We start from the raw sequence: 18,796 nt of genomic DNA, 5'->3' as shown, positions 1-18,796 counted from the left end.
ATGGGTGCAGGGGGATGGCTGGGGATCGGTCGGGTCACTTCTGCTGTCGGGGCGCCATGCCGTGCCATCGCCAGGTGACGATCGTGGTTGCCAGGGCGGCCGACAACGGCAGGTCGATGCGCAGCCGCTCCAGCCACCCGTCATCAGGCACCGGCGTGTGCGACGGCAACCAGCCGGACGCGAACCACCCGGCCACGCCCGCGATTGCGGCAGCGGCAGTGCCGAGTCCGACCGTGATCACCGGACGCGGCACCGACGTCGTCCATCGGCGCGGCCGGCCCCGGTGGTGCAGCCACCCGCCGACGACGAAGGCCATGACGGCCGATGTGGCCCCGATGGAGGTGAAGGCGGCCATCGTCAGTTCGGGCTGCCCGCTGAGGACTCCGCCGAGCCCGGCTGTGAGCGCGGGGGCCAGGTAGGCGACTGCGACTTCCTTCCAGAGCGTGAACGGGCGTACAGGGCTTCCGCGCTTGGCGGTCTCGTTGCAAGTACGGCTCACGCGCACTCCTCATTCATTAGGGGCCTAACTATTCGGGTAGATAGGGGCTGCTGCATAGGCAAGGCGGCCGCTCCTCGTGTGATGCGGGACGCTACTCGGCGGTCAGCGCACCGATCCCTTGCGTAATGCGTTCGAGCAGGTCCAGGAACAGCACGCACTCGTCAGCGGTCAGTCCGCCGACCAGCGCCTGAAGGCGCGCGAAGTGGTCCGCGGCCATATCACGCAATCGCTGGGCGCCGCGCGCCGTAAGCACGACCACCGCACCCCGCCCATCCTCCGTGGACGCGCGGCGGACCACGAGGCCCTCACGCTCAAGCCCGTCCACCAGGCCAGTCACCGTGGCGCGCGAGACATCAAGGCTCTTCGCGAGCCGCGACGGCGACTTCTCTCCGTTGCCATCCTCGAGGTCCACCAGGAGGCGGTAGCGCCCGGTCGACAGTCCAAAACGAGAAAAGTGCACTTCGGACGCACGGTCCAGTCGTGCCCCGGCGGCCATCAGGCGCACCGCCACAAGCACGGCCCGGGGGTCGGCATCAAGCCCGTACCGTGCGATCTGACGCCGTGCCTGATCAAGCGTGGGCGCAGCGCCGGGGTTCACATCTTCGTCGCTCATGAAATTAATATGGCCCCTAACTAACTCGCGGTCAAGCCATGTGGCCGCGCCGCGACGACAGCACCCACTCACCCGGGCTGCCACCACGGCGGAATGACCTACGCCCGGCTGCGGCAGCACATCGACTGCGACTGCGAGGACCTGGCCGACGACGAACGCGGCTCCGGCGAAGTCGCGGAGTGGGAACGCGTTGCGCAGGTGCTCGCCACTGCCGACGGAGCGGTGCGGCCCATGTGACATGCCTCGTCCAGGTCCCGGAGGGCCGGCGGGGGAGGGTGCACTGCAGCGTGGCGGTTACGTTCTGGCGGAGCCTACGAGCACACAGCCCAGTGCGGTCAGCGCGAGCCGGCCGTTGCCGTCCGCGCTGGTGTGACTGAGTTCCCCGTCCCCGGCCGCCGTATCCACCTCCGTGGCTGCCCTCGTGTCCGCCCTTGCTGTGGCTGCCGTCGCCCGGGGACTTCGTGGTGTCGGGGCCAGGCCAGGTGTGCGTCGGGTGAGGGGTAGGTGTCGGGTGCGGTGACGGTGAGCTGCCGTGTGCCTTGTCGGTGAGGGTGCAGGTGACCGCGTCGCCGGCGGCCGCGAGGCGGCGACCTCGTTCTCGATCCGGGGTGATCACACACGGGCCGCAGCGATTTTTCTCGACACTCCTTGCAGAGAGCGGTGCCTGTATGACTCGTCCAACCCCCTCACGGGTTGAGCTGGACACGTTTTCAAGCCGAGCGGCGTGTGACGAGGCGGGTGACACCGGGCCCGGGTTGTTCGGGTTCCTGCGAGCCTCGAAGGCAGTGCAGCAGGGTGGTGGCGGCGTACTGGGCCATCGCCTGCGAGTCGATGGCGATCGTACTGAGCGGAGGGTCGGTGAGTGCGGCGGTTGCGATGTCGTAGACGCCGATGACAGCGAGGTCGTCCGGGGCGGCGAGCCCGCTCAGACGAAGGCCGGCGAGGAGCGCGAGAGCGGTGATGTCGTTGTAGGCGCACACCGCTGTCACAGCCGGGTCCTGTCGGAGCCAGTCGGCGATGGCCTCGGCGGCCGCCTCGGGCGCGTGGGGGATGGTGTGGACAACTGGGTCGGGCAGTCCGTGCGCGGCGCAGGCGCGGCGGGTGTGGTGCAGGCGCAGCTCGGCCTCATGCTGGAGCCTGGGGGCGGCCGGGACGGCGTAGCCGAGACGGCAGTGTCCTGCGGCGACGAGCGCGTCGACCTGGGTGCGGGCGATGTCGTCCTGAATGCTCTGGACCCACCGGGTCAAGGGGTCGTCGACGCCGAAGAGTTCCATGATCACGGTGATGCCCGCTTCGCGCATCGCTGTTCTCTCGTCGTCATCGAGCTGGAAGGCGATGACTGCTGCCGGGGTGACGGAGCGCCACAGGTGGTCCAGTGAGCGTCGGCCGCGAGCCCACGGATAGGTCAGCAGGGTCAGCCCGGTGTCCGCCAGTGCGTCGGCGAAGTGCTCGATGAGTGCGTCGAACTGTTCGTGCGGGGGCAGTTCGGCGGGCTGGAGGGCCAGGACGATGTCGCTGTGGCCGCGACTGAGGGCCCGGGCCGCGGCCGAGGGCGAGTAGCGCAGCCGGGCGGCGGCCTCCCGTACGCGTTCCCGGGTGGCCTCGGGGATCTTCTGGTGCGGGGTGTCATTGAGGACGTAACTCACCGTGGCCCGAGACACGCCCGCTTCGCGCGCCACGTCGACGCTGGTGGCGCGGCGCACTGCCCCGCGGCCTTGGTGTGACGTCACGCACGGCTCCGTTCGTGTGGGTTGTCTTCCCTGATCTTCGCAGTCTACAGTGCTGGCACGCTTCACTTACCCGCGTAAGTGGCGCCTGTCAGTACTGGTCGTCGGCAGGCGGAGGAAGGCGCAGTCAAGCAGCACTGGGGAGCCGATGTCCGAGCGAAAACGCGCCAACGGCCCGTGGAAGGTCGCACTGCTCGCCGGTATGGCCTCCTACCTGGACGCCGGGGCGCTCATCTCCTCCGGCCTGGCCATCGGCACGCTGTTCGAGGAATCCATGCATCTCGGCGGCGGGACGGTCGGAGGCATCCTGGGGGTGCAGACGCTCATGGTCGCCGCCGGAGCGGTCCTGGGTGGCCGGAGCGGCGACCGCTACGGGCGGCGGAAGGTCTTCACGCTCTCGCTGATGCTCTTCGCGGCCGGTGCCACTGTTCTGCTCGCCGCGACCGGTCCGGCCATGGTGTGGATCGGGGCGACGGTCATCGGCGCGGCGATCGGCGCCGACCTGCCGGCTTCGTTGGCGATGATCGGCGAAGAAGCGCCGGAGGGGATGAAGGGGAAAATGGTCGCGCTCTCGGAGCTGCTGTGGGGTACCGGGATTGTGATCGCCTCCCTGCTCGGCGCGATCACTGCCGATCTGGGGGCACTTGGCGCACGCATTCTCTTCGCACACCTGTTGGTCGTGGCTCTCGTCGTGCTGGTGCTGCGCATGACGCTGGGTGAGTCGGCGGAGTGGGCCCGGGCTCGGCAGACCGCGGCGACGGCGGACAAGACAGCCGCGGACAGCGCGGGACGGGGGCGCCTGGGCCCCGCGTTCCGAAAGCCCGTGATCGCAGCAGTGGCCGCGACCGGCCTGTACTACGCGGCGTGGGGCGTAGGCGCCAACACACTGGGGCAGTTCGGGTCCTACATCTTCACCCACCTGACAGACCACTCCGCGGCCACGTGGTCGCTCGTCTCCCTGCTCGCCATCCCGCTCGGCGCCGGCACGGGCCTGATCCTGCTGCGGGTGGTGGACACCCCTGCGCGCGGCCGGTGGTTCGCGGTGGGCTCGGCGCTCCTGATCACCGCATGGGCCCTGCCCGTCTTCCTCGGCCCCACCGCCGCGACACTCGCAGCGGCCGGCGTCCTGCTGACCGCCAGCACGGGCCTGGCAGGAGAGACGATGTACAAGGTCTGGTCGCAGGAACTGGTACCGACCCTGCTGCGCGCCACGGTCCAGGGAACGACCTTCGCGTTCAACCGTGTGGTTGCCGCCGGGTTCGCCTTCGCCACCCCCGCCCTCGTCCGGCACCACCCGACCCTGCTGTTCTCTCTCGTCCTCGCCCTGGCCGTCGGTGCCTCCCTCATCGGTCTGCTGTGGATCCCGCGCCTGTCCAAAGCGCGTGAACTCGACCATCGACCGCCCTCGCCCGATGTGCGTGCGGTGGACATTTCCACTGAGGTGATCACATGAGCGGGAACGTGAAGACGGGCCGGCGGCACCGGGCCGTGGTCCGGGCCGCACGTCTGGTCCGCTACAGCCGCCTGTGGGCACCCGGCCTGCTGGCCCGCCCAGCCACGTGCAGGGCAGCACGGGCCGCACGGCGGGGGGCGGGCCCTGCTCAGGCGGCACCGAGCCGCTGGGTGACGCGGCTGCCGCAGCGTCCTGCCGTGCACCGTGTCGTGATCTACCTGCATGACGGTACGTACGTCGCCCAGTGCAGCGCACTGCCGTGTCACTGGTGTGCTGATCTCGTCCGCCGCACCACCGCTGCGGTCATCGTTGATCCACCGATTGGCCCCGGCCGGTGCCGCCGCACCGGCGGCACCGGCCACCACCGAGGTGCTCGGCAAGGCGATCGCCGAGCACGGGGCGGACGCCATCATCGTTACCGGCGACTCCGCCGGCGGCCTGGCGCCGGCCGTCAGTACAGCAGCCGATCCACCGGGGAGCGACGCCACTGGACCCTCTGTTGCTCATCTGGCCCTGGCTGGACGTCACGCTCGACGCCCCGCGAGCGCGGCGATGGACGACCCACTGCTGGGCGTGGCCGGCCTGCGCGCCTGCGGACGGCTGCGCGCAGGGGACCTCGATCCCGCATACCCATGGCCAGCCCGCCGTCCGGGCCGCTCTGCCGCCCATCACCGTCAACACAGGCATCCTTGACGCGCCATTACCCGGACACCGCACGGCTCGCCGAACGTGCCCGGGCCGAGGGCGCCGCCGTGAACGTCGTCGTCCGCGAGGGCCTGGTGCACACCTGGTCCCTGCTCACGTTCCTGCCCGAGACCCGGGCCGTCCGGCCCCAGCTCCACCACGTACTGATCGGAGACACCGCGTGATCCCGTCCGCCCCGTCCACCACCAGGATCGTGCACGCCGTCAGGCTGCGTACAAACGGACGCGGAGCCCCGCTGGGCATCGACGACCCGATGCCGTCCTTCTCCTGGCAACTGGCCGCCCCGACACCCCCTGCGGGACAGGGCGGCTACACGATCCAAGTGGCCGAGGACGGCGACTTCGACGGCACCCTGGTGTGGGACAGCGGGCACGTCGTGGGCTACGAGCAGACCGGCGTACGTTACGCGGGGCCGCCCTTGGCCTCCTGCACACGCTATGTCTGGCGTGCCAGGCTCCACGACATCGGCGGCGCCGCCAGTGACTGGAGTGAGCCGGCCGACTTCGAGACCGGTGTCCTGGACGACGGGCGGTGGCGGGCATCGTGGATCAGCGGCCCACCGGTCACCGCCGACGACGTGGCGGCCCTATACCTGCGCGGCCGGCTCCAGCTGCCGGCCGCTGTCGTGCGCGGACGCGCCTACGCGAGCGCGCTGGGCTGGTACCGGCTGTTCGTCAACGGCACCGACCTCACAGGACCCGCCCTGGTGCCACGCTTCACCCCACTGGACAAGGTGGTGGAATACCAGGCCTACGACGTCACCGAGCACTTCCGTGAAGGCGCCAACATCGTCGCCATCGCCGTCGGCGACGGCCGCTACCGCGGCCGACTGGGTGTGCTCTCCCGCCGCAGCGTCTACGGCACCCGGCTCGCCGGATTCTTGCAGGTCGAACTCGACCTCGCCGACGGTACTTCGGTGTGCTTCACCACGGACGAAGGCTGGAGCGCGGGCACGGGCCGCATCACGCGCTGTGATCCCAAGGACGGCGAACACACTGACCTGAGCGTCCCGGACAGCGACTGGCTCACCGCCCCCCAGCCGCCGGACCGCTTCAGCCCCGCGCAGACGCTGCCTTCGCATCCCCGCCGGCTGATCGCCGAGGAAACCGCACGCGTCGGCGAGATCGGCCGGCTGCCCGCAGCACGCATCTGGCGCTCCCCCAGCGGCCGCCAACTGGCCGACTTCGGACAGAACATGGCCGGCGTGGTCCGCCTCCGCCTGTCCGGACCAGCCGGCACCCGCGTGCGGCTCACCCACAGCGAACTCCTCACACCCGCCGGGGAACTCGACACTGACTACATCCTCGCCGACAAGAGCAAACCCTGGTACCAGCGCGACGAGATCACCCTCGACGGCACCGACACCTGGTACCAGCCGTGGTTCACCATCCACGGCTTCCGCTACGTCGAGATCCAGGGCCTCACCCAGGACCTGACCGCCGACGACATCGAAGCCGTGGTGCTGTCCTCACAACTCGAACAGGCCGGAACGTTCGCCTGCTCCGACGAACGGCTCACCCGGCTGTGGCACAACGTGCTGTGGAGCACCCGCTCCAACTTCACCGACACCCCCACCGACTGCCCCACCCGTGAACGCTCCGGCTGGACCGGCGACATCCAGGCATTCACACCCACCGCCACCGGCATGGTCGACGCCCACACCTTCCTGACCCGCTACCTGCGCAACCTCGCCCTCGAGCAGTTCCCCGACGGCCGGGTGCCCCCGTTCGTCCCCACCGAGGCGTCCACCACCTCCACGGGACGGGCCACCTGGATGCTGGCCCGTACCCTGGCCAACTCCACCGGCTGGGGCGACGCGGCCGTCCTCATCCCCTGGAACCTCTACCGCTACTACGGCGACCACGCCGTCCTGGAGCGGCAGTACCCCAGCATGCGCGCCTGGGTCGAGTACATGGCCCGCATCGCCCGCAACCGGCGCGGCCTGCCCCGCCGCGTATCCCGCCGCCGCGCCGGGACCCTGGAGCGGTACATTCTCGACAGCGGCTTCCACTGGGGCGAGTGGCTGCGCCCGGGCGAACACTTTCCCGCCAACGCTCTGGAAGGCACCCTGCGCGGCGCCGTCGTAGCTACCGCCTACCTCGCCCACTCCTCGCGCGTTCTCGCCCAAACAGCCACCGTACTGGGGCGCGACCGGGACGCCCACCACTACGACGCGCTGTCCCAGAACGCCCGCGAGGCATGGCGAGCAGCCTTCCTCCACCCCGACGGCACCATCGGCACCGACCGGCAGGACGACTACGTCCGCGCCCTCGCCTTCGACCTGCTACGCCCCGCGCAACGCCCCCGCGCTGCCGCCCGGCTGGTGAGCCTCATCGAAGAAGCCGGCAACCACCTGGCGACCGGCTTCTTGAGCACCCCCATGCTGCTCCAGGTCCTCACCGACACCGGGCACGCCGACACCGCCTTCAAACTCCTGCTGCAGAGCTCCCCACCGTCCTGGCTCCACCAGGTGGAACTGGGCGCCACCACTATCTGGGAAACCTGGGAGGGCTACACCGACACAGGAGAAGCGACCGCCTCCCACAACCACTACGCCTACGGCAGCATCGCCTGCTGGCTGCGCGAAACACTCCTCGGCATCACCCCCGCCGAACCCGGCTACCGCCACATCCGCATCGCCCCCGTCACCGGCGGCGGCATCAAAACCGCCGAAGGAACCCTTCAGACCCCCTACGGCATCGTCGGCAGCGACTGGCGCGACAACGGGGATGGCGGCGAACTGAACGTCACCGTCCCACCGGGAACACGCGCAACGGTGCACCTCCCCGACCACACGGTCCATCCCTGCGGCCCCGGCCCACACACCTACACCTGGAAACTGCCCGACTGAGAGATTGGTTCCACCTCGGCGCTTGCGGAATAGAGCGTCAGTGGGTGAGTGGAGTGGATGGCCGTCACCGTCCGTTCCGGCAGCGATGCGTTCTCACTCTGTGGCAGTGGCGCGCAGGTGGGCTTTCAGCCGTTGCTCCAGGCCGTGGATGAGTGCGGTGATTCCAATGTTGAAGGCGGGCTCCGCAGCCTCCTTCACCCTTAAAACTAAGACCTCTAGTTAATGAGAGTGGCATGGAATACAGCGAGTACCGGAACTTCGATGCGGTTGGCCTGGCCGAGCTGGTCGCCCGTGGCGACGTGTCCGCCGCAGAGCTGCTTGCGGTGGCGATCGGCCGGGCAGAACATGTCAATCCCCAGGTGAACGCGATTGTGTATCCCATGTACGAAATCGCGCAGAAGCGGGCCGCGACGGAACTGTCCGGACCGTTCGCCGGTGTGCCCTTCCTGATCAAGGATCTGATGCAGGACTACGCGGGACTACCCACAGCCGGCGGTTCACGGTCCCTGCGCGGGCATGTCGCACCGGCCCACAGTGCGGTCGTCCAGCGGTGGCTCGACGCCGGGCTGGTGATCTTCGGGAAGACCAACACGCCGGAATTCGGCAGCAAGCCGGTTACCGAGTCCGCCGCGTCCGGCCCGGCCCGCAACCCGTGGAATCTGGGTCATACCCCCGGAGGGTCCTCCGGGGGTGCCGCAGCGGCGGTGGCTGCTGGGATCGTTCCGGTCGCCGGGGCCAGCGACGGGGGTGGGTCCATCAGGATTCCGGCGGCGTGCTGCGGCCTGTTCGGGCTCAAGCCGGGCCGCGGCCTGGTTTCCTGCGGCCCGCACCATGCCGAGTACCTGCTCGGCGCGGCGACCGAGGGCGTGATCTCCCGGTCAGTGCGCGACACCGCGGCAATGCTCGACGTCCTCACGGCCATCCCTGACAGGGGCGGTCCCTACCTGTCCGCCCTCCCCGCCGAGCCCTATGCACATCTGGTCGGTCGAGACCCAGGCCGACTGCGCATCGGATTCCTGACGAGCTCCCCGATCGGGACTTCCGTCGGCGACGAGGCGGTTACGGCGGTCGAGCATGCCGTAGCCCTGCTCACCGGACTGGACCATGAGGTCGAGCCCGTCGAGCTGGATATCGACGGGCATCAGCTTGCACAGGACTTCTCGCTGATGTGGTCCGTCGAAGTCGCCGCCACCATCGCGGACATCCAACGCACCACAGTCGCCCATACCGGAGACATCGAACTCGACAGCCGCCTGCTCGCAGCTGCAGGAAGGGCGGTGAAGGCCCCCGAGTACACGGCCGCACACCAGCGATGGAACTCCCACACCCGTGCGCTGGCGGCATTCCACGAGCGCTACGACATGCTGCTCACGCCGTCCCTGGCGCGGGCTCCTGTACGCATCGGGGAACTGGAAACCCCCCGTGTCACCCGCCTGTTGGGTGAATTCCTGCTGCGAGTTCGACTTCTCGGCCCCTTCTCCAGGACGAAGCTCTGGGCCGACCAGGTCACTGCCAACCTCGCGACCGTCCCCTTCGCTCAGCTCGCCAACATCACGGGCCGGCCGGCCATGTCCGTCCCCTTGTACCGCACGCCAACAGGTCTCCCGCTGGGCGTCCAGTTCGTCGGCGGTCTCGGCAGCGAACACACCCTCCTGGCTCTCGCCCACCAACTCGAAGCCACTCAGCCCTGGGCCGACCATCAGCCACCCCTGTAAGAACTCCTGGCGCAATGGCTTCAGGCGCCGCCAGCAGATGAGTGCGCAGCCGAGGGTGAGGAAGGCTTCGTGGATGTTGTCGCGTATCTCCCAGTGGATTCGCAGGCGACGGGACCAGTGCAGGTGAGCGAACGCGCGCTCTATGAGCGAGCGTTGGTTACCGAGTCCCGAGCCGGGCTCGGTGCCGCGGCGGGCGATCAGCGGCTTCACGCCGAGATCCCGGACCACGTGGCGGTACGTGTCGTGGTCGTAGCCGCGGTCGCCCAGCACCACTCCAGGCGGCGACGGGGCCGCCGCGTTTGCCCCACACCGGCGGTTCCGCCTGAAGCAGTGGGATCAGCTGGGTGACATCGTGGCGGTTGCCGCCGGTCAGGGGGGGCGCCGAGCGGGATGCCGGTGGCGGCGGTGATCAGGTGATGCTTACTGCCCTTCCTGCCCCGGTCAACAGGGCTTCGTCCGGTCTTGGAGCCCCCTTTAACGCCCGGATGTGGGAGCCGTCGACGGCCGCCCGGGAGAAGTCCGGGGCGGCCGCGCTGCGGAGCTCGGCGAGAAGAACCTCGTGGAGCCGGGGCCACACCCCGGCCCTGGTCCACTCGGCGAGGCGGCGCCAGCGGGTCATGCCCGCCCGAAGTCGAGTTCCTGTGGCAGGTGTTCCCAGGAGATCCCGGTGTGAAGCACGAACAGGACGCCCTGGAACACCAGCCGGTCCGGATGCCGCTTGCGTCCTGGATGCCGGGCCCGATGCTCGGCCCTGGGCAACAGCGGCTCGATCACCGCCCACAACTCGTCATCGCCTTCCCACGGCTTCGGCCGAGCCACCGCGCATCCCCGGATCAACGATTCCGGAGCGATCCAACCACTTCGAAGATCATTTCGTTAGGAGTTCTGACAGCTCCGTCGTCGGGCGTCGGACACGTAGCCGGGACGGTTGCGCGGCTGGCCGTCCAGAAGATTCCCCCACGGCCGTACCGCCGCCGTGTCCCCCCTCGTGCGGCACTCCTGACTGTGCGAGGGGGAGGCGCAGTTCAGCGCTGGGCCCTCGGCCGGTCATCCCCGGCCGAGGGCTTCGCTGTAGACGCGCATCGCCGACAGGATGTGCTCCTCGGCCGCCCGGCGGGCGGCGTCCTCGTCTCCGGCGATCATGGCCCGGCATATTTCCTGGTGCTGGGTGAGCGCGGCCCGCGCCCACTCTCCGTCGGAGAGGTTCGACACCGTGGAGATCGCGATACGGTCCCACACCCGGTGCAGCGCGTCCGTCAGGAACGCGTTGCCGGGAGCTTGGCCGAATGCCCGGTGGAAGGCCAGGTTGGCCCGCGCCGACTGCTTCGCGTCACCCTCGGCAACCGCTCGCTCCACCTCTTCCGCGGCCTTCTCGATGTCCCGGAGGTGCGCGGGTGCGATCTGCCCGGCCGCTTGCAGGCGGGCGGTCTGGGCCGCGGCCAGCCCCTCCAGCACGGCGCGCAGATTGTAGAGCTGTTCGATCTCGTCGCTGCTGAGCGTCGCCACCGCGACCCCGCGCGCCATCGGTACGACGAGACCGTCCGCCTGCAGGCGGCCCAGGGCCTCGCGCACCGGCGTGCGGCTCACTCCGAGCTCCTGCGCCAAGGCGGCCTCGGTGAGTCGCTCGGCCGGTGCGAGCTCCCCCTCCGCGAAGCGCCGGCGCAACGTCAGATACACGATGTCGGCGCTGCTCGCCGCTGGATTGGAAAGCGATCCCATGTGGTCCACGGCCAAGAGTATACAGGGTGTGCATTGCATGCAAAAGGTATGTCCAATTGGACACATCAACCGTTGACATGCATTGCATGCAGTGCATACCTTCCTTCTCGTGAAGGGAGGTGGTTGCGACGTGACGACCGATCTGTGGGAGCTCGGGCTCTTGGCCGTGGTCGGCCTGCTGGCCGGCGCGGTGAACGCGGTGGCAGGCGGGGGCTCGATGATCTCCTTCCCCGTACTGGTGGCCATGGGCGTCCCGCCGGTCACGGCGAACGTCACCAACTCCGTCGCGGCCCTGCCGGGCTATCTCGGCGGCTCGCTCGGCTACCGGGCCGAGCTGACGGGCCAAGGTCGGCAGGTCCGTACATTCGCCCTGGTCAGCATCCCCGGCGCGATCGGCGGGGCGCTCACCCTGCTCGCGGTGAGCGGCGACGTGTTCCGCGCCGTCGTGCCGTGGCTGGTTCTCGCGTCCGCCGTGATGCTCGCCGCGCAACCCCGGGTCGCCGCCCTGGCGGCGCGGCACGGTGCCCGGTCGAGCCGGATCGGACTGCTGTCCGCGCAGTTCGTTGTGGCCTTCTATGGCGGATTCTTCGTCGCCGGGCTCGGCATCGTCATGCTGGCAATGCTCGGCGTCTTCTTGACCGACACAACACATCGGCTCAACGCCCTAAAGAGCGTGCTCTCGCTCATCGTCGGGTCGGTGTCCGCTCTCGCGTTTGTCGCTCTCACCTCGGTGGCCTGGGGCCCTGCCCTGCTCCTGGCCGTCACCGGACTCGTCGGCGGCCGACTGGGCGTGTCGGCCGCGCGGCGAATATCACCATCGGCACTGCGCCGGGGTGTCGCCGTGTGGGGTGTGGGCGTAGCCATAGCACTGGAAGTGAGCTTGTATGTTTCCTGAACCCGAATCCGACCTGCCCGAACGCGGGGATCTGGTCCTCAGCGGTGTCACCGCGGTCACGATGGACCCGCGCCTGGGCGACCTTGAGCACGCGACAGTGACCGTGACCGACGGCGTGATCACCTCAGTCACCACCGATGCGGACACGGCCACCCCACCGGGCGCCACGGTGATCGACGGAAGCGGACTCCTCGCGCTGCCCGGCTTCGTCGACACGCACTGGCACCTGTGGAACAGCCTGCTGCGCGGCTCCGTGAGCGACGCGCCCGGCCGCGACTACTTCTCCGTCAAGCGCGCGCTCGGCCCGCACCACGACCTTGAGGACTTCTACTGGGCCGCCCGGTTCGCCCTTGCCGAGGCGGTCACCGCCGGCATCACCACCGTGCACAACTGGGACCACAACGTCCGCTCGCCCGAGGACGCCGACGTCAACGTCAAAGCCCAGCTCGACGCCGGTGTCCGCGGCCGGTTCTCGTACGGACCGCGCGACTCCACCCCGGCGGATGAGCCGATGGACCTCGACGACCTCCGGCGCTTCTCCGCGCGCTGGCCCGCCGAGCGGCTCGACGGCCTGCTGGACTTCGGTGTGGCGCTGCGCGGCCCCTACCGCACCCCCAACGGGGTCTGCCGCAGCGAATGGGGAGCCGCCCGTGAGCTGGGCCTCCCGATCACCATGCACTGCGACCGCTGTCTGCGCGAGGAGGGCTGTCGTTCCTGCGGCCTCACCCGGCTCGCCGACGAGGACCTGCTCGGACCCGACGTGCAGATCGTGCACGCCGTACACGCCTCTCCGGACGACATCGCCGCGCTGGCCGCCACCGGCACGCGCATCTCGCTCAGCCCGATCACCGAGATGCGCACCATGGGATTCCCCCTGTTCAGCGAGCTGTTCAAGGCCGGGGTGCCGGTGTCGTTGTCGACCGACACCCTGGCCATGCCGACCGCACCCGATGTGTTCACGACGCTGCGCGCTGTGGAGGCCGTCGAGGCCGCCCGAACCGGATCGCCCGAGGTCACCCCGCGCCGGCTGCTGCAGATGGCGACGCTCGACGGCGCGCACGACCTCGGCCTCGGCGACGTGACCGGGTCGATCACCCCCGGCAAGCGGGCCGACCTGCTGCTGATCGACGCCCGCACCCCCAACCTCCTGCCGTCGGGCGACCCTGCCGAGGCACTGGTCAGGCAGGGCCGGGCCACCGACATCGTCACGGTCGTCGTCGACGGCCGGGTGCTGCTCGACCGCGGCCGGCTCACCCAGCCCTCGGCGCAAGCCGCGATCTCCGGTGCCGATGACCGCCGTGACGTGCTCGTTGAGCGGGCGCGTGCCGCCGGTGACTGGAGATGAGGCCGCCCCGTGGCAGCGTCTCCCGCGCGGCCACAGCTCTCCCATCGATCACGATCCGGGCGGTGTGCGGATGACCATCAGAGCGGCATCGATCCGGCCCGCGACCCAGGCTGTCGTGGGTTTCCCCGCCGTCGTCATGTACGTCCTGCTCCTGCTGGCGTACTCGGTGAACGCGATGGACCGGATGGTCTTCCCCGTCCTGCTCCCCGAGGTCCGGCACGAGTACGGATTCAGCCTCGACCAGTCCGGCCTGCAATCCACGATCTTCGCCCTGGGAATGGGGATCGTCGGCATCCCCGCCGGAATCGCGCTCGCCCGCTTCAGCCGCAAGATGCTCGTCGTCGTCGGCACCAGCATCTTCTCCGTCGCGACCGTGCTGACGGTCTTCAGCGCAGGCTTCGCCGACATGCTGCTGTGGCGCATATCCTCCGGCGTCGGTGAAGCACTGCAGCTGGCCGCGATCCTGACCGTCGCAGCCGGAGCCTTCCCACGCCACCGGGGACTGGCGATCGGCGCGGTGAACATGGCATTCGCCACCGGGTCGGTCATCGGTCCCTGGGCGGCGACCGCCCTCCTGGAGCACTACGGCACCTGGCACGCGCCGATGTTCGCGTTCGGCGGGCTGGGCCTGCTGGTGACCCTCGCGGTGGCCCTCTTCGTGCCGCGCCGGTTCACCGAGGCCACCGGTACGCAGACGCGGGAGCCCACCGTCGGCGGGTCCCCGTCCCTCCTGAGCTGGAACCCCATACTGCTCGCCATCATCACCGTGCTGTTCGGGCTCGCCGACTTCGCCTACATCGGCCTCTACGCCACCTACTTGCGCGACGAACTCGGCTTCACCTCGGGCCAGGCCGGCCTCGCCATCGGGCTGTCCGGACTGGCCGCGTTCGCCTCGCCCCTCGGCGGCTGGCTCACCGACCGGATCGACCCGCGCGTGTGCATCGGCTCGATGAACGCGCTGGCGGCCGCGTCGGCGGCCGCCCTATTCCTGGGCCCGCACGACGTGGCCTGGCATGCCGCGTTCTCGTTCCTGTTCGGGCTGTTCGCCAGTGGCGGGACCTACGTCGCCCTCGCCGGCCTGCTGGTGAAGTCCGTCCGACCCGCCATCGCGGGACACGGCTCGGGCATGTTCATCACCTGCGTCTACATCGCCGCCGGCGTATCAGGCTGGGTCTTCAGCCAGTTCGTGTCCGCCTTCGGATGGACCGGCGCCGGACTCCTGCAGATCGCCGGTTTCTTCCTGGCCGGCTCGCTGCTCGCCCTCCTGCTGCGCCCGGCCCTGTTCAGCACCACAACCCCATCGGAGCTCTCATGACTCTGTTGTTCCCCCCGCCGACCGTGTCGGTGCCCGTCACCGGAATCGCCGAGCGCTTCCCCGTACGCCGCGTCTACTGCGTCGGCCGCAACTACGTGGACCACGTCCGGGAGATGCGCGAGGGCGACGAGCGGGACGATCCGTTCTTCTTCCAGAAACCGACCGACGCGGTTGTGCCCGGCAACGACCAGGTGCCCTACCCGCCCCGCACCTCCGACTTCCAGTTCGAGGGCGAACTCGTCGTCGCGATCGGCGCCGAGGGCGTGGACGTACCGGTGGCACAGGCGCTGGACCTGGTGTACGGCTACGCCGCCGGCATCGACCTGACCCGCCGCGACCGCCAGAGTGACTGCCGGGACCGGCAGATCTCCTGGGAGGCCGGCAAGTCCTTCGACGCCTCCGCGCCGTGCGGCCCGATCACCCCCCGCGCGTCGGTGGGAGACCTCGCCGCAGCCGAACTACGGCTCGATGTCAACGGCGAGGTCCGCCAGCGCACCCCGCTCGCGCTGATGATCTGGAACGTCGCCGAAATCATCTCCCACCTCTCCACCGACTACCGGCTCCGCCCCGGTGACCTCATCTACACCGGCACGCCCGCCGGCGTCTCCGCGATCGCCCCGGGGGACGTCGTCCACGTCGAGATCAGCGGCCTCGCACCCCTGTCCGTCACCATCACCGAGAACGGAAGCCACCGTGATGCCAAGTAACGCCCGCATAAGGCCCAGTGAGCGGATCGACTACGACCCCATCGAGGGACGCCGGGCCCTGCAGCTTCCGGGCGGAGCGCGGGTCGCCGTCTGGCTCATCGTCAACATCGAGGAGTGGTCGGACTCCGAGCCGATGCCGCGCACCGTACTCTCCCCGCCGGCCGGCGGGGTGCCCTCGCCGGACGTACCGAACTGGGCCTGGCACGAGTACGGCAACCGCGTCGGATTCTGGCGGATGCTGCGGGTGATCGACCGGCACGAGATCCCCGCGGTCCTCGCTGTCAACGGCTCAGCGATCTCCGCCTACCCGCAGATCACCGAGGCCGCTCTCCAGCGCCGGTGGGAGTTCATGGGCCACGGCTTCACACAGAAGAACATGCAGAAGGTGCCCGACGAGCAGCTCGATATCCAGCGCACCCGCGACGCGATCACCGCCGTCGTGGGCAAGCCGCCCCGCGGCTGGCTCGGCCCAGGTCTCACCGAGACCTGGGAGACCCCCGACCTGCTGGTCGAGGAGGGCTACGAGTACGTTTGCGACTGGGTGCTGGACGACCAGCCGACTCAACTGCGCACCCGCACCACCCCCATTGTCAATGTGCCCTATACACAGGAGTGCAACGACGTGGCGATGATGCTCATTCAGCACCACTCCGCCGAGGAGTACCGGCGTCGTGCCGTGGACCAGTTCGACCAGCTCCTGGCCGACGCCCGCGCCGACGACTCCGCGCGCGTCATGGCACTGGTCGTCCACCCCTACATCATGGCCGCGCCACACCGGCTGAGGTACCTGGACCAGGCCCTGGAATACATCCGCGGCCACGCCGAGGCGACTTTCCTCACCGGCGAGCAGATCCACGACTGGTACCAGGGCCAGACCGCTTCTGAGTGACGGTCCCGACCGTCAGGGGAAGCCGACCAGAGCCCCATGGCCTCCGTCGACTCCTCAGGACGGCCGACCGCGTCGCCGGCCAACGGATCACCACCACGCTCCTGCGGGACGCCAACCCTGGTCCCGCGGGAGAGACCTCAACGCCATCCGCGTGCGGTCCGGTGAATGCGATCCGGAGCATCGAAAGGGCCGCTGATCCGGGAGAGATCTCCCGGATCAGCGGCCTGCGGCACGCGAACCCGGCGTCCGGCGGCGATGTCGCTGTCGCCCTCACTCGGCAGGAAGTAGCCGTGGTGCGTCCGCCGAAACGATTGACGACCCCCGCCTCGCCGTCGGCGGCCTCGTGGACGGCGGCATCGACTGGGCATTCCAGCGACTCTCCGGCCGCAAGGTCAACTGGGGCCAAGTCGGCAACGCCGCCCTGACCGGCTGCATGATGGGCATGGCCGGCGAAGCCCTGAGCGCCTTCATGGCCGCCAGAGGCACCATGCGCCTCGGGAGTTGCCCGACGGGCAACAGCTTCACCGTCGACACCCCGGTCGCCATGGCAGACGGCACAAGCAAGCCGATCAAGGACATCACGATCGGCGACAAGGTTCTCGCCACCGATCCAGAAACCGGCGTAACCGGTCTCCGCGCCGTCACCGCGCTCATTGAGGGGAACGGGGAGAAACAACTCGTCGACCTCACCATCGACACCGGGCAAGCGCAGAACACGAAGGCTGGCAGCATCACCGCCACCGAAGGCCACCCGTTCTGGATCCCCGAACTCCACCAGTGGATAGAGGCAGGGGACCTCAAAGCCGGGCAATGGCTGCAGACGAGCGCCGGCATCTGGGTCCAGATCACAGCCACCAAGCACCGGGTCCAGTCGACAAGGGTCTACAACCTCACTGTTGACGACCTGCACACGTACTATGTGCTGGCGGAGGCCACCCCGGTACTCGTGCACAACTGTGGTGGCGCTTCTACTCACGCCGTTGGTAAGGGCGATGACCCGCTGGTTCCGGAACTCATAAACGACATCTGTGCCCGCTATCCCGGGCACGTCCGAGCTCAGGGCATCGAAGTCTATGGGCCGGATGGCAAGCCGCTCACGGACTTTGACATCGTGACCCGGAATGCAGTGGTCCAGGTGAAGTCGGGGTCGGGAAAGAAGGCGTTGAAACAGGCCCTGGCAACCCAAAGGCTGACGGGCCATCCGGTCATCGTCTACCTTCCGCAGGCGCGAGGAAGCGTGATCAAGAGTCTCGAGAAGGCAGGCATCATGGTCACCCGCGATAAGAATCTCCTGCTGGATGTTTTGGCTCCGTAGCTCAAAACGCATTTCTAATTCCCGTCATGGCAGGAGATCTATGCGACCTACTATCGTTCTCCTCAGTCCTCCAGAGGATCATCGGAGTATCGTTGTCCGTCTGCAAGGGGCCGGTGCATATAGCAAGGGTGAGTTCTTTGATCGACTCGACCGAGGGGAATGTAGCTTCGGCGTAGACACGTCACAGGACGTTCTCAGTGAGTTCGAGAAGGATGAATTGGATGAGATTCATCGGGTAATTGGGGAAGCTTTTCAGGCGGTCGCGCTTGAATACTCTGGGGTGTCTTGCGTGCGCGACCTCCTAGTCGAAGTTCTCCAGGGGGTGTCGGGCTTGCTGGATACGAACTACGGTGAGCTCGTTGAATATGGAGAGGTCCTAGCGCGTTTTCGGAAAGAACCTCTGTGGGATTGGCGGTCCGCGGTAGGTGGATAAATCCCACAGGCGAGTGCGGCAAAATGTGTGAGGGGGAGGGATGACGGCTAGTCAGACCCTTCCTGGAGGAGACTCCTGGAAGCATGATGCATCGAAGATCGGTATACGTTGGGCCGTGCGGGTTCCGACGACGAAGAAACGGGTGCCGCCTGACATCGCCTAGATGGCGCCGTTGAGTACGGGAACGGCTGTGGTGAGGCCTTTGGCTTCGTGTGCTCTATCTACTTCCTCAGCGCTCACGTCGGGCAAGGACGTGGAGTGAATTGTGCAGACTTGATCCCGGAGGACACGCGTGGTGTCTGACGCTGCTCCTCTTCGGCCCGAGTGCGCAGTGTGGATTTCCCGGAACTCCCTTGATCGAGGCACGTTCGGCGTCGGCCCGCCCCTCCGTATCGCTGCTCAAACTGAATCGGGAGCCCCAGAGGTGGGGGTGCCAGCACAGCCTCTGCTGCTTGCTCCTCGGTCGCAGGGGAGTGGATTAGGTAGCGCGCACCCCACTTTCCGCTTTGACGGTGCAGGTGACTCTGCTGCCCAATTCACTGCGGGGGTGAGGGCGGGTCCGCGATGATCGTTCGCGAGGTCGCTTTTCCGTCGTGCGGCCGTGGAGGCGGTACG

The 18,796-nt window shown here is 68.5% G+C and carries 15 protein-coding genes and 1 pseudogene; 11 read left to right on the top strand and 5 right to left on the bottom strand.

Going from position 1 to position 18,796, the window contains the following annotated elements; genetic code table 11:
• Positions 1–34: 34 nt before the first annotated feature.
• Positions 35–499, bottom strand: coding sequence for a hypothetical protein (locus tag ABZY11_RS20625; protein WP_356480511.1), 465 nt, complete (start codon positions 497–499; stop codon positions 35–37).
• Positions 500–590: 91 nt separating this feature from the next.
• The gene (locus ABZY11_RS20620) at positions 591–1,112 is read right to left on the bottom strand and encodes a MarR family transcriptional regulator (RefSeq protein ID WP_356480510.1); all 522 of its coding nucleotides are present in this window, start codon (positions 1,110–1,112) and stop codon (positions 591–593) included.
• A gap of 93 nt (positions 1,113–1,205) precedes the next feature.
• On the opposite strand from ABZY11_RS20620, the gene ABZY11_RS20615 reads away from it, so the two are divergent.
• Entirely contained in the window at positions 1,206–1,349 is a 144-nt protein-coding gene (locus ABZY11_RS20615) for a hypothetical protein (protein ID WP_356480509.1), read from the top strand.
• Between the two features lie 473 nt (positions 1,350–1,822).
• Here the strand turns inward: ABZY11_RS20615 and ABZY11_RS20610 are convergent, their stop codons facing one another.
• Positions 1,823–2,842: a LacI family DNA-binding transcriptional regulator gene (locus tag ABZY11_RS20610; RefSeq protein WP_356480508.1), complete on the bottom strand. Its 1,020-nt coding sequence runs from the start codon at positions 2,840–2,842 to the stop codon at positions 1,823–1,825.
• Between the two features lie 145 nt (positions 2,843–2,987).
• Between ABZY11_RS20610 and ABZY11_RS20605 the strand changes: the two genes are divergently transcribed.
• From ABZY11_RS20605 to ABZY11_RS20590, 4 genes are all read left to right on the top strand, one after another.
• Complete coding sequence (locus ABZY11_RS20605) at positions 2,988–4,292, top strand: MFS transporter (protein WP_356480507.1); 1,305 nt, start codon at positions 2,988–2,990, stop codon at positions 4,290–4,292.
• A 689-nt stretch (positions 4,293–4,981) separates the two neighbouring features.
• Positions 4,982–5,161 carry a hypothetical protein gene (locus tag ABZY11_RS20600; RefSeq protein WP_356480506.1) on the top strand — a complete coding sequence of 60 codons (180 nt, stop codon included), beginning with the start codon at positions 4,982–4,984 and terminating at the stop codon, positions 5,159–5,161.
• Positions 5,158–7,848: a family 78 glycoside hydrolase catalytic domain gene (locus tag ABZY11_RS20595; protein WP_356480505.1), complete on the top strand. Its 2,691-nt coding sequence runs from the start codon at positions 5,158–5,160 to the stop codon at positions 7,846–7,848. The genes ABZY11_RS20600 and ABZY11_RS20595 overlap by 4 nt, the downstream gene beginning before the upstream one ends.
• Positions 7,849–8,081: 233 nt before the next feature.
• On the top strand, positions 8,082–9,563 hold the full coding sequence (locus ABZY11_RS20590) for an amidase (RefSeq protein WP_356480504.1): 1,482 nt from the start codon (positions 8,082–8,084) through the stop codon (positions 9,561–9,563).
• A 30-nt stretch (positions 9,564–9,593) separates the two neighbouring features.
• Here the strand turns inward: ABZY11_RS20590 and ABZY11_RS20585 are convergent.
• Positions 9,594–10,382: pseudogene (locus ABZY11_RS20585) on the bottom strand (IS5 family transposase); the annotation flags it as partial.
• A 228-nt stretch (positions 10,383–10,610) separates the two neighbouring features.
• Positions 10,611–11,282: a GntR family transcriptional regulator gene (locus ABZY11_RS20580; protein WP_356480533.1), complete on the bottom strand. Its 672-nt coding sequence runs from the start codon at positions 11,280–11,282 to the stop codon at positions 10,611–10,613.
• 130 nt (positions 11,283–11,412) lie between these two features.
• Here ABZY11_RS20580 and ABZY11_RS20575 point away from each other — a divergent pair, with 130 nt between their 5' ends.
• The 6 genes from ABZY11_RS20575 (at position 11,413) to ABZY11_RS20550 (ending at position 17,748) form a co-directional block, all read left to right on the top strand.
• Positions 11,413–12,177, top strand: a complete 765-nt coding sequence (locus tag ABZY11_RS20575; RefSeq protein ID WP_356480503.1) for a sulfite exporter TauE/SafE family protein — start codon at positions 11,413–11,415, stop codon at positions 12,175–12,177.
• A complete protein-coding gene (locus ABZY11_RS20570) occupies positions 12,167–13,522 on the top strand; it encodes an amidohydrolase family protein (RefSeq protein ID WP_356480502.1) in 1,356 nt (451 codons plus the stop codon). Before ABZY11_RS20575 ends, ABZY11_RS20570 begins: the two co-directional genes overlap by 11 nt.
• Before the next feature lie 70 nt (positions 13,523–13,592).
• On the top strand, positions 13,593–14,837 hold the full coding sequence (locus ABZY11_RS20565) for an MFS transporter (RefSeq protein WP_356480501.1): 1,245 nt from the start codon (positions 13,593–13,595) through the stop codon (positions 14,835–14,837).
• Positions 14,834–15,544 (top strand): fumarylacetoacetate hydrolase family protein, encoded by a 711-nt coding sequence (locus tag ABZY11_RS20560; protein WP_356480500.1) that lies wholly within the window; start codon positions 14,834–14,836, stop codon positions 15,542–15,544. Before ABZY11_RS20565 ends, ABZY11_RS20560 begins: the two co-directional genes overlap by 4 nt.
• Positions 15,534–16,433, top strand: coding sequence for a polysaccharide deacetylase family protein (locus ABZY11_RS20555; RefSeq protein WP_356480532.1), 900 nt, complete (start codon positions 15,534–15,536; stop codon positions 16,431–16,433). The genes ABZY11_RS20560 and ABZY11_RS20555 overlap by 11 nt, the downstream gene beginning before the upstream one ends.
• Before the next feature lie 343 nt (positions 16,434–16,776).
• A complete protein-coding gene (locus ABZY11_RS20550) occupies positions 16,777–17,748 on the top strand; it encodes a polymorphic toxin-type HINT domain-containing protein (protein WP_356480499.1) in 972 nt (323 codons plus the stop codon).
• Positions 17,749–18,796: the final 1,048 nt, after the last annotated feature.

The organism is Streptomyces sp. NPDC006510, assembly GCF_040611955.1.
Classification (GTDB): domain Bacteria; phylum Actinomycetota; class Actinomycetes; order Streptomycetales; family Streptomycetaceae; genus Streptomyces.
This window is presented reverse-complemented; position numbering and strand designations above follow the sequence as displayed.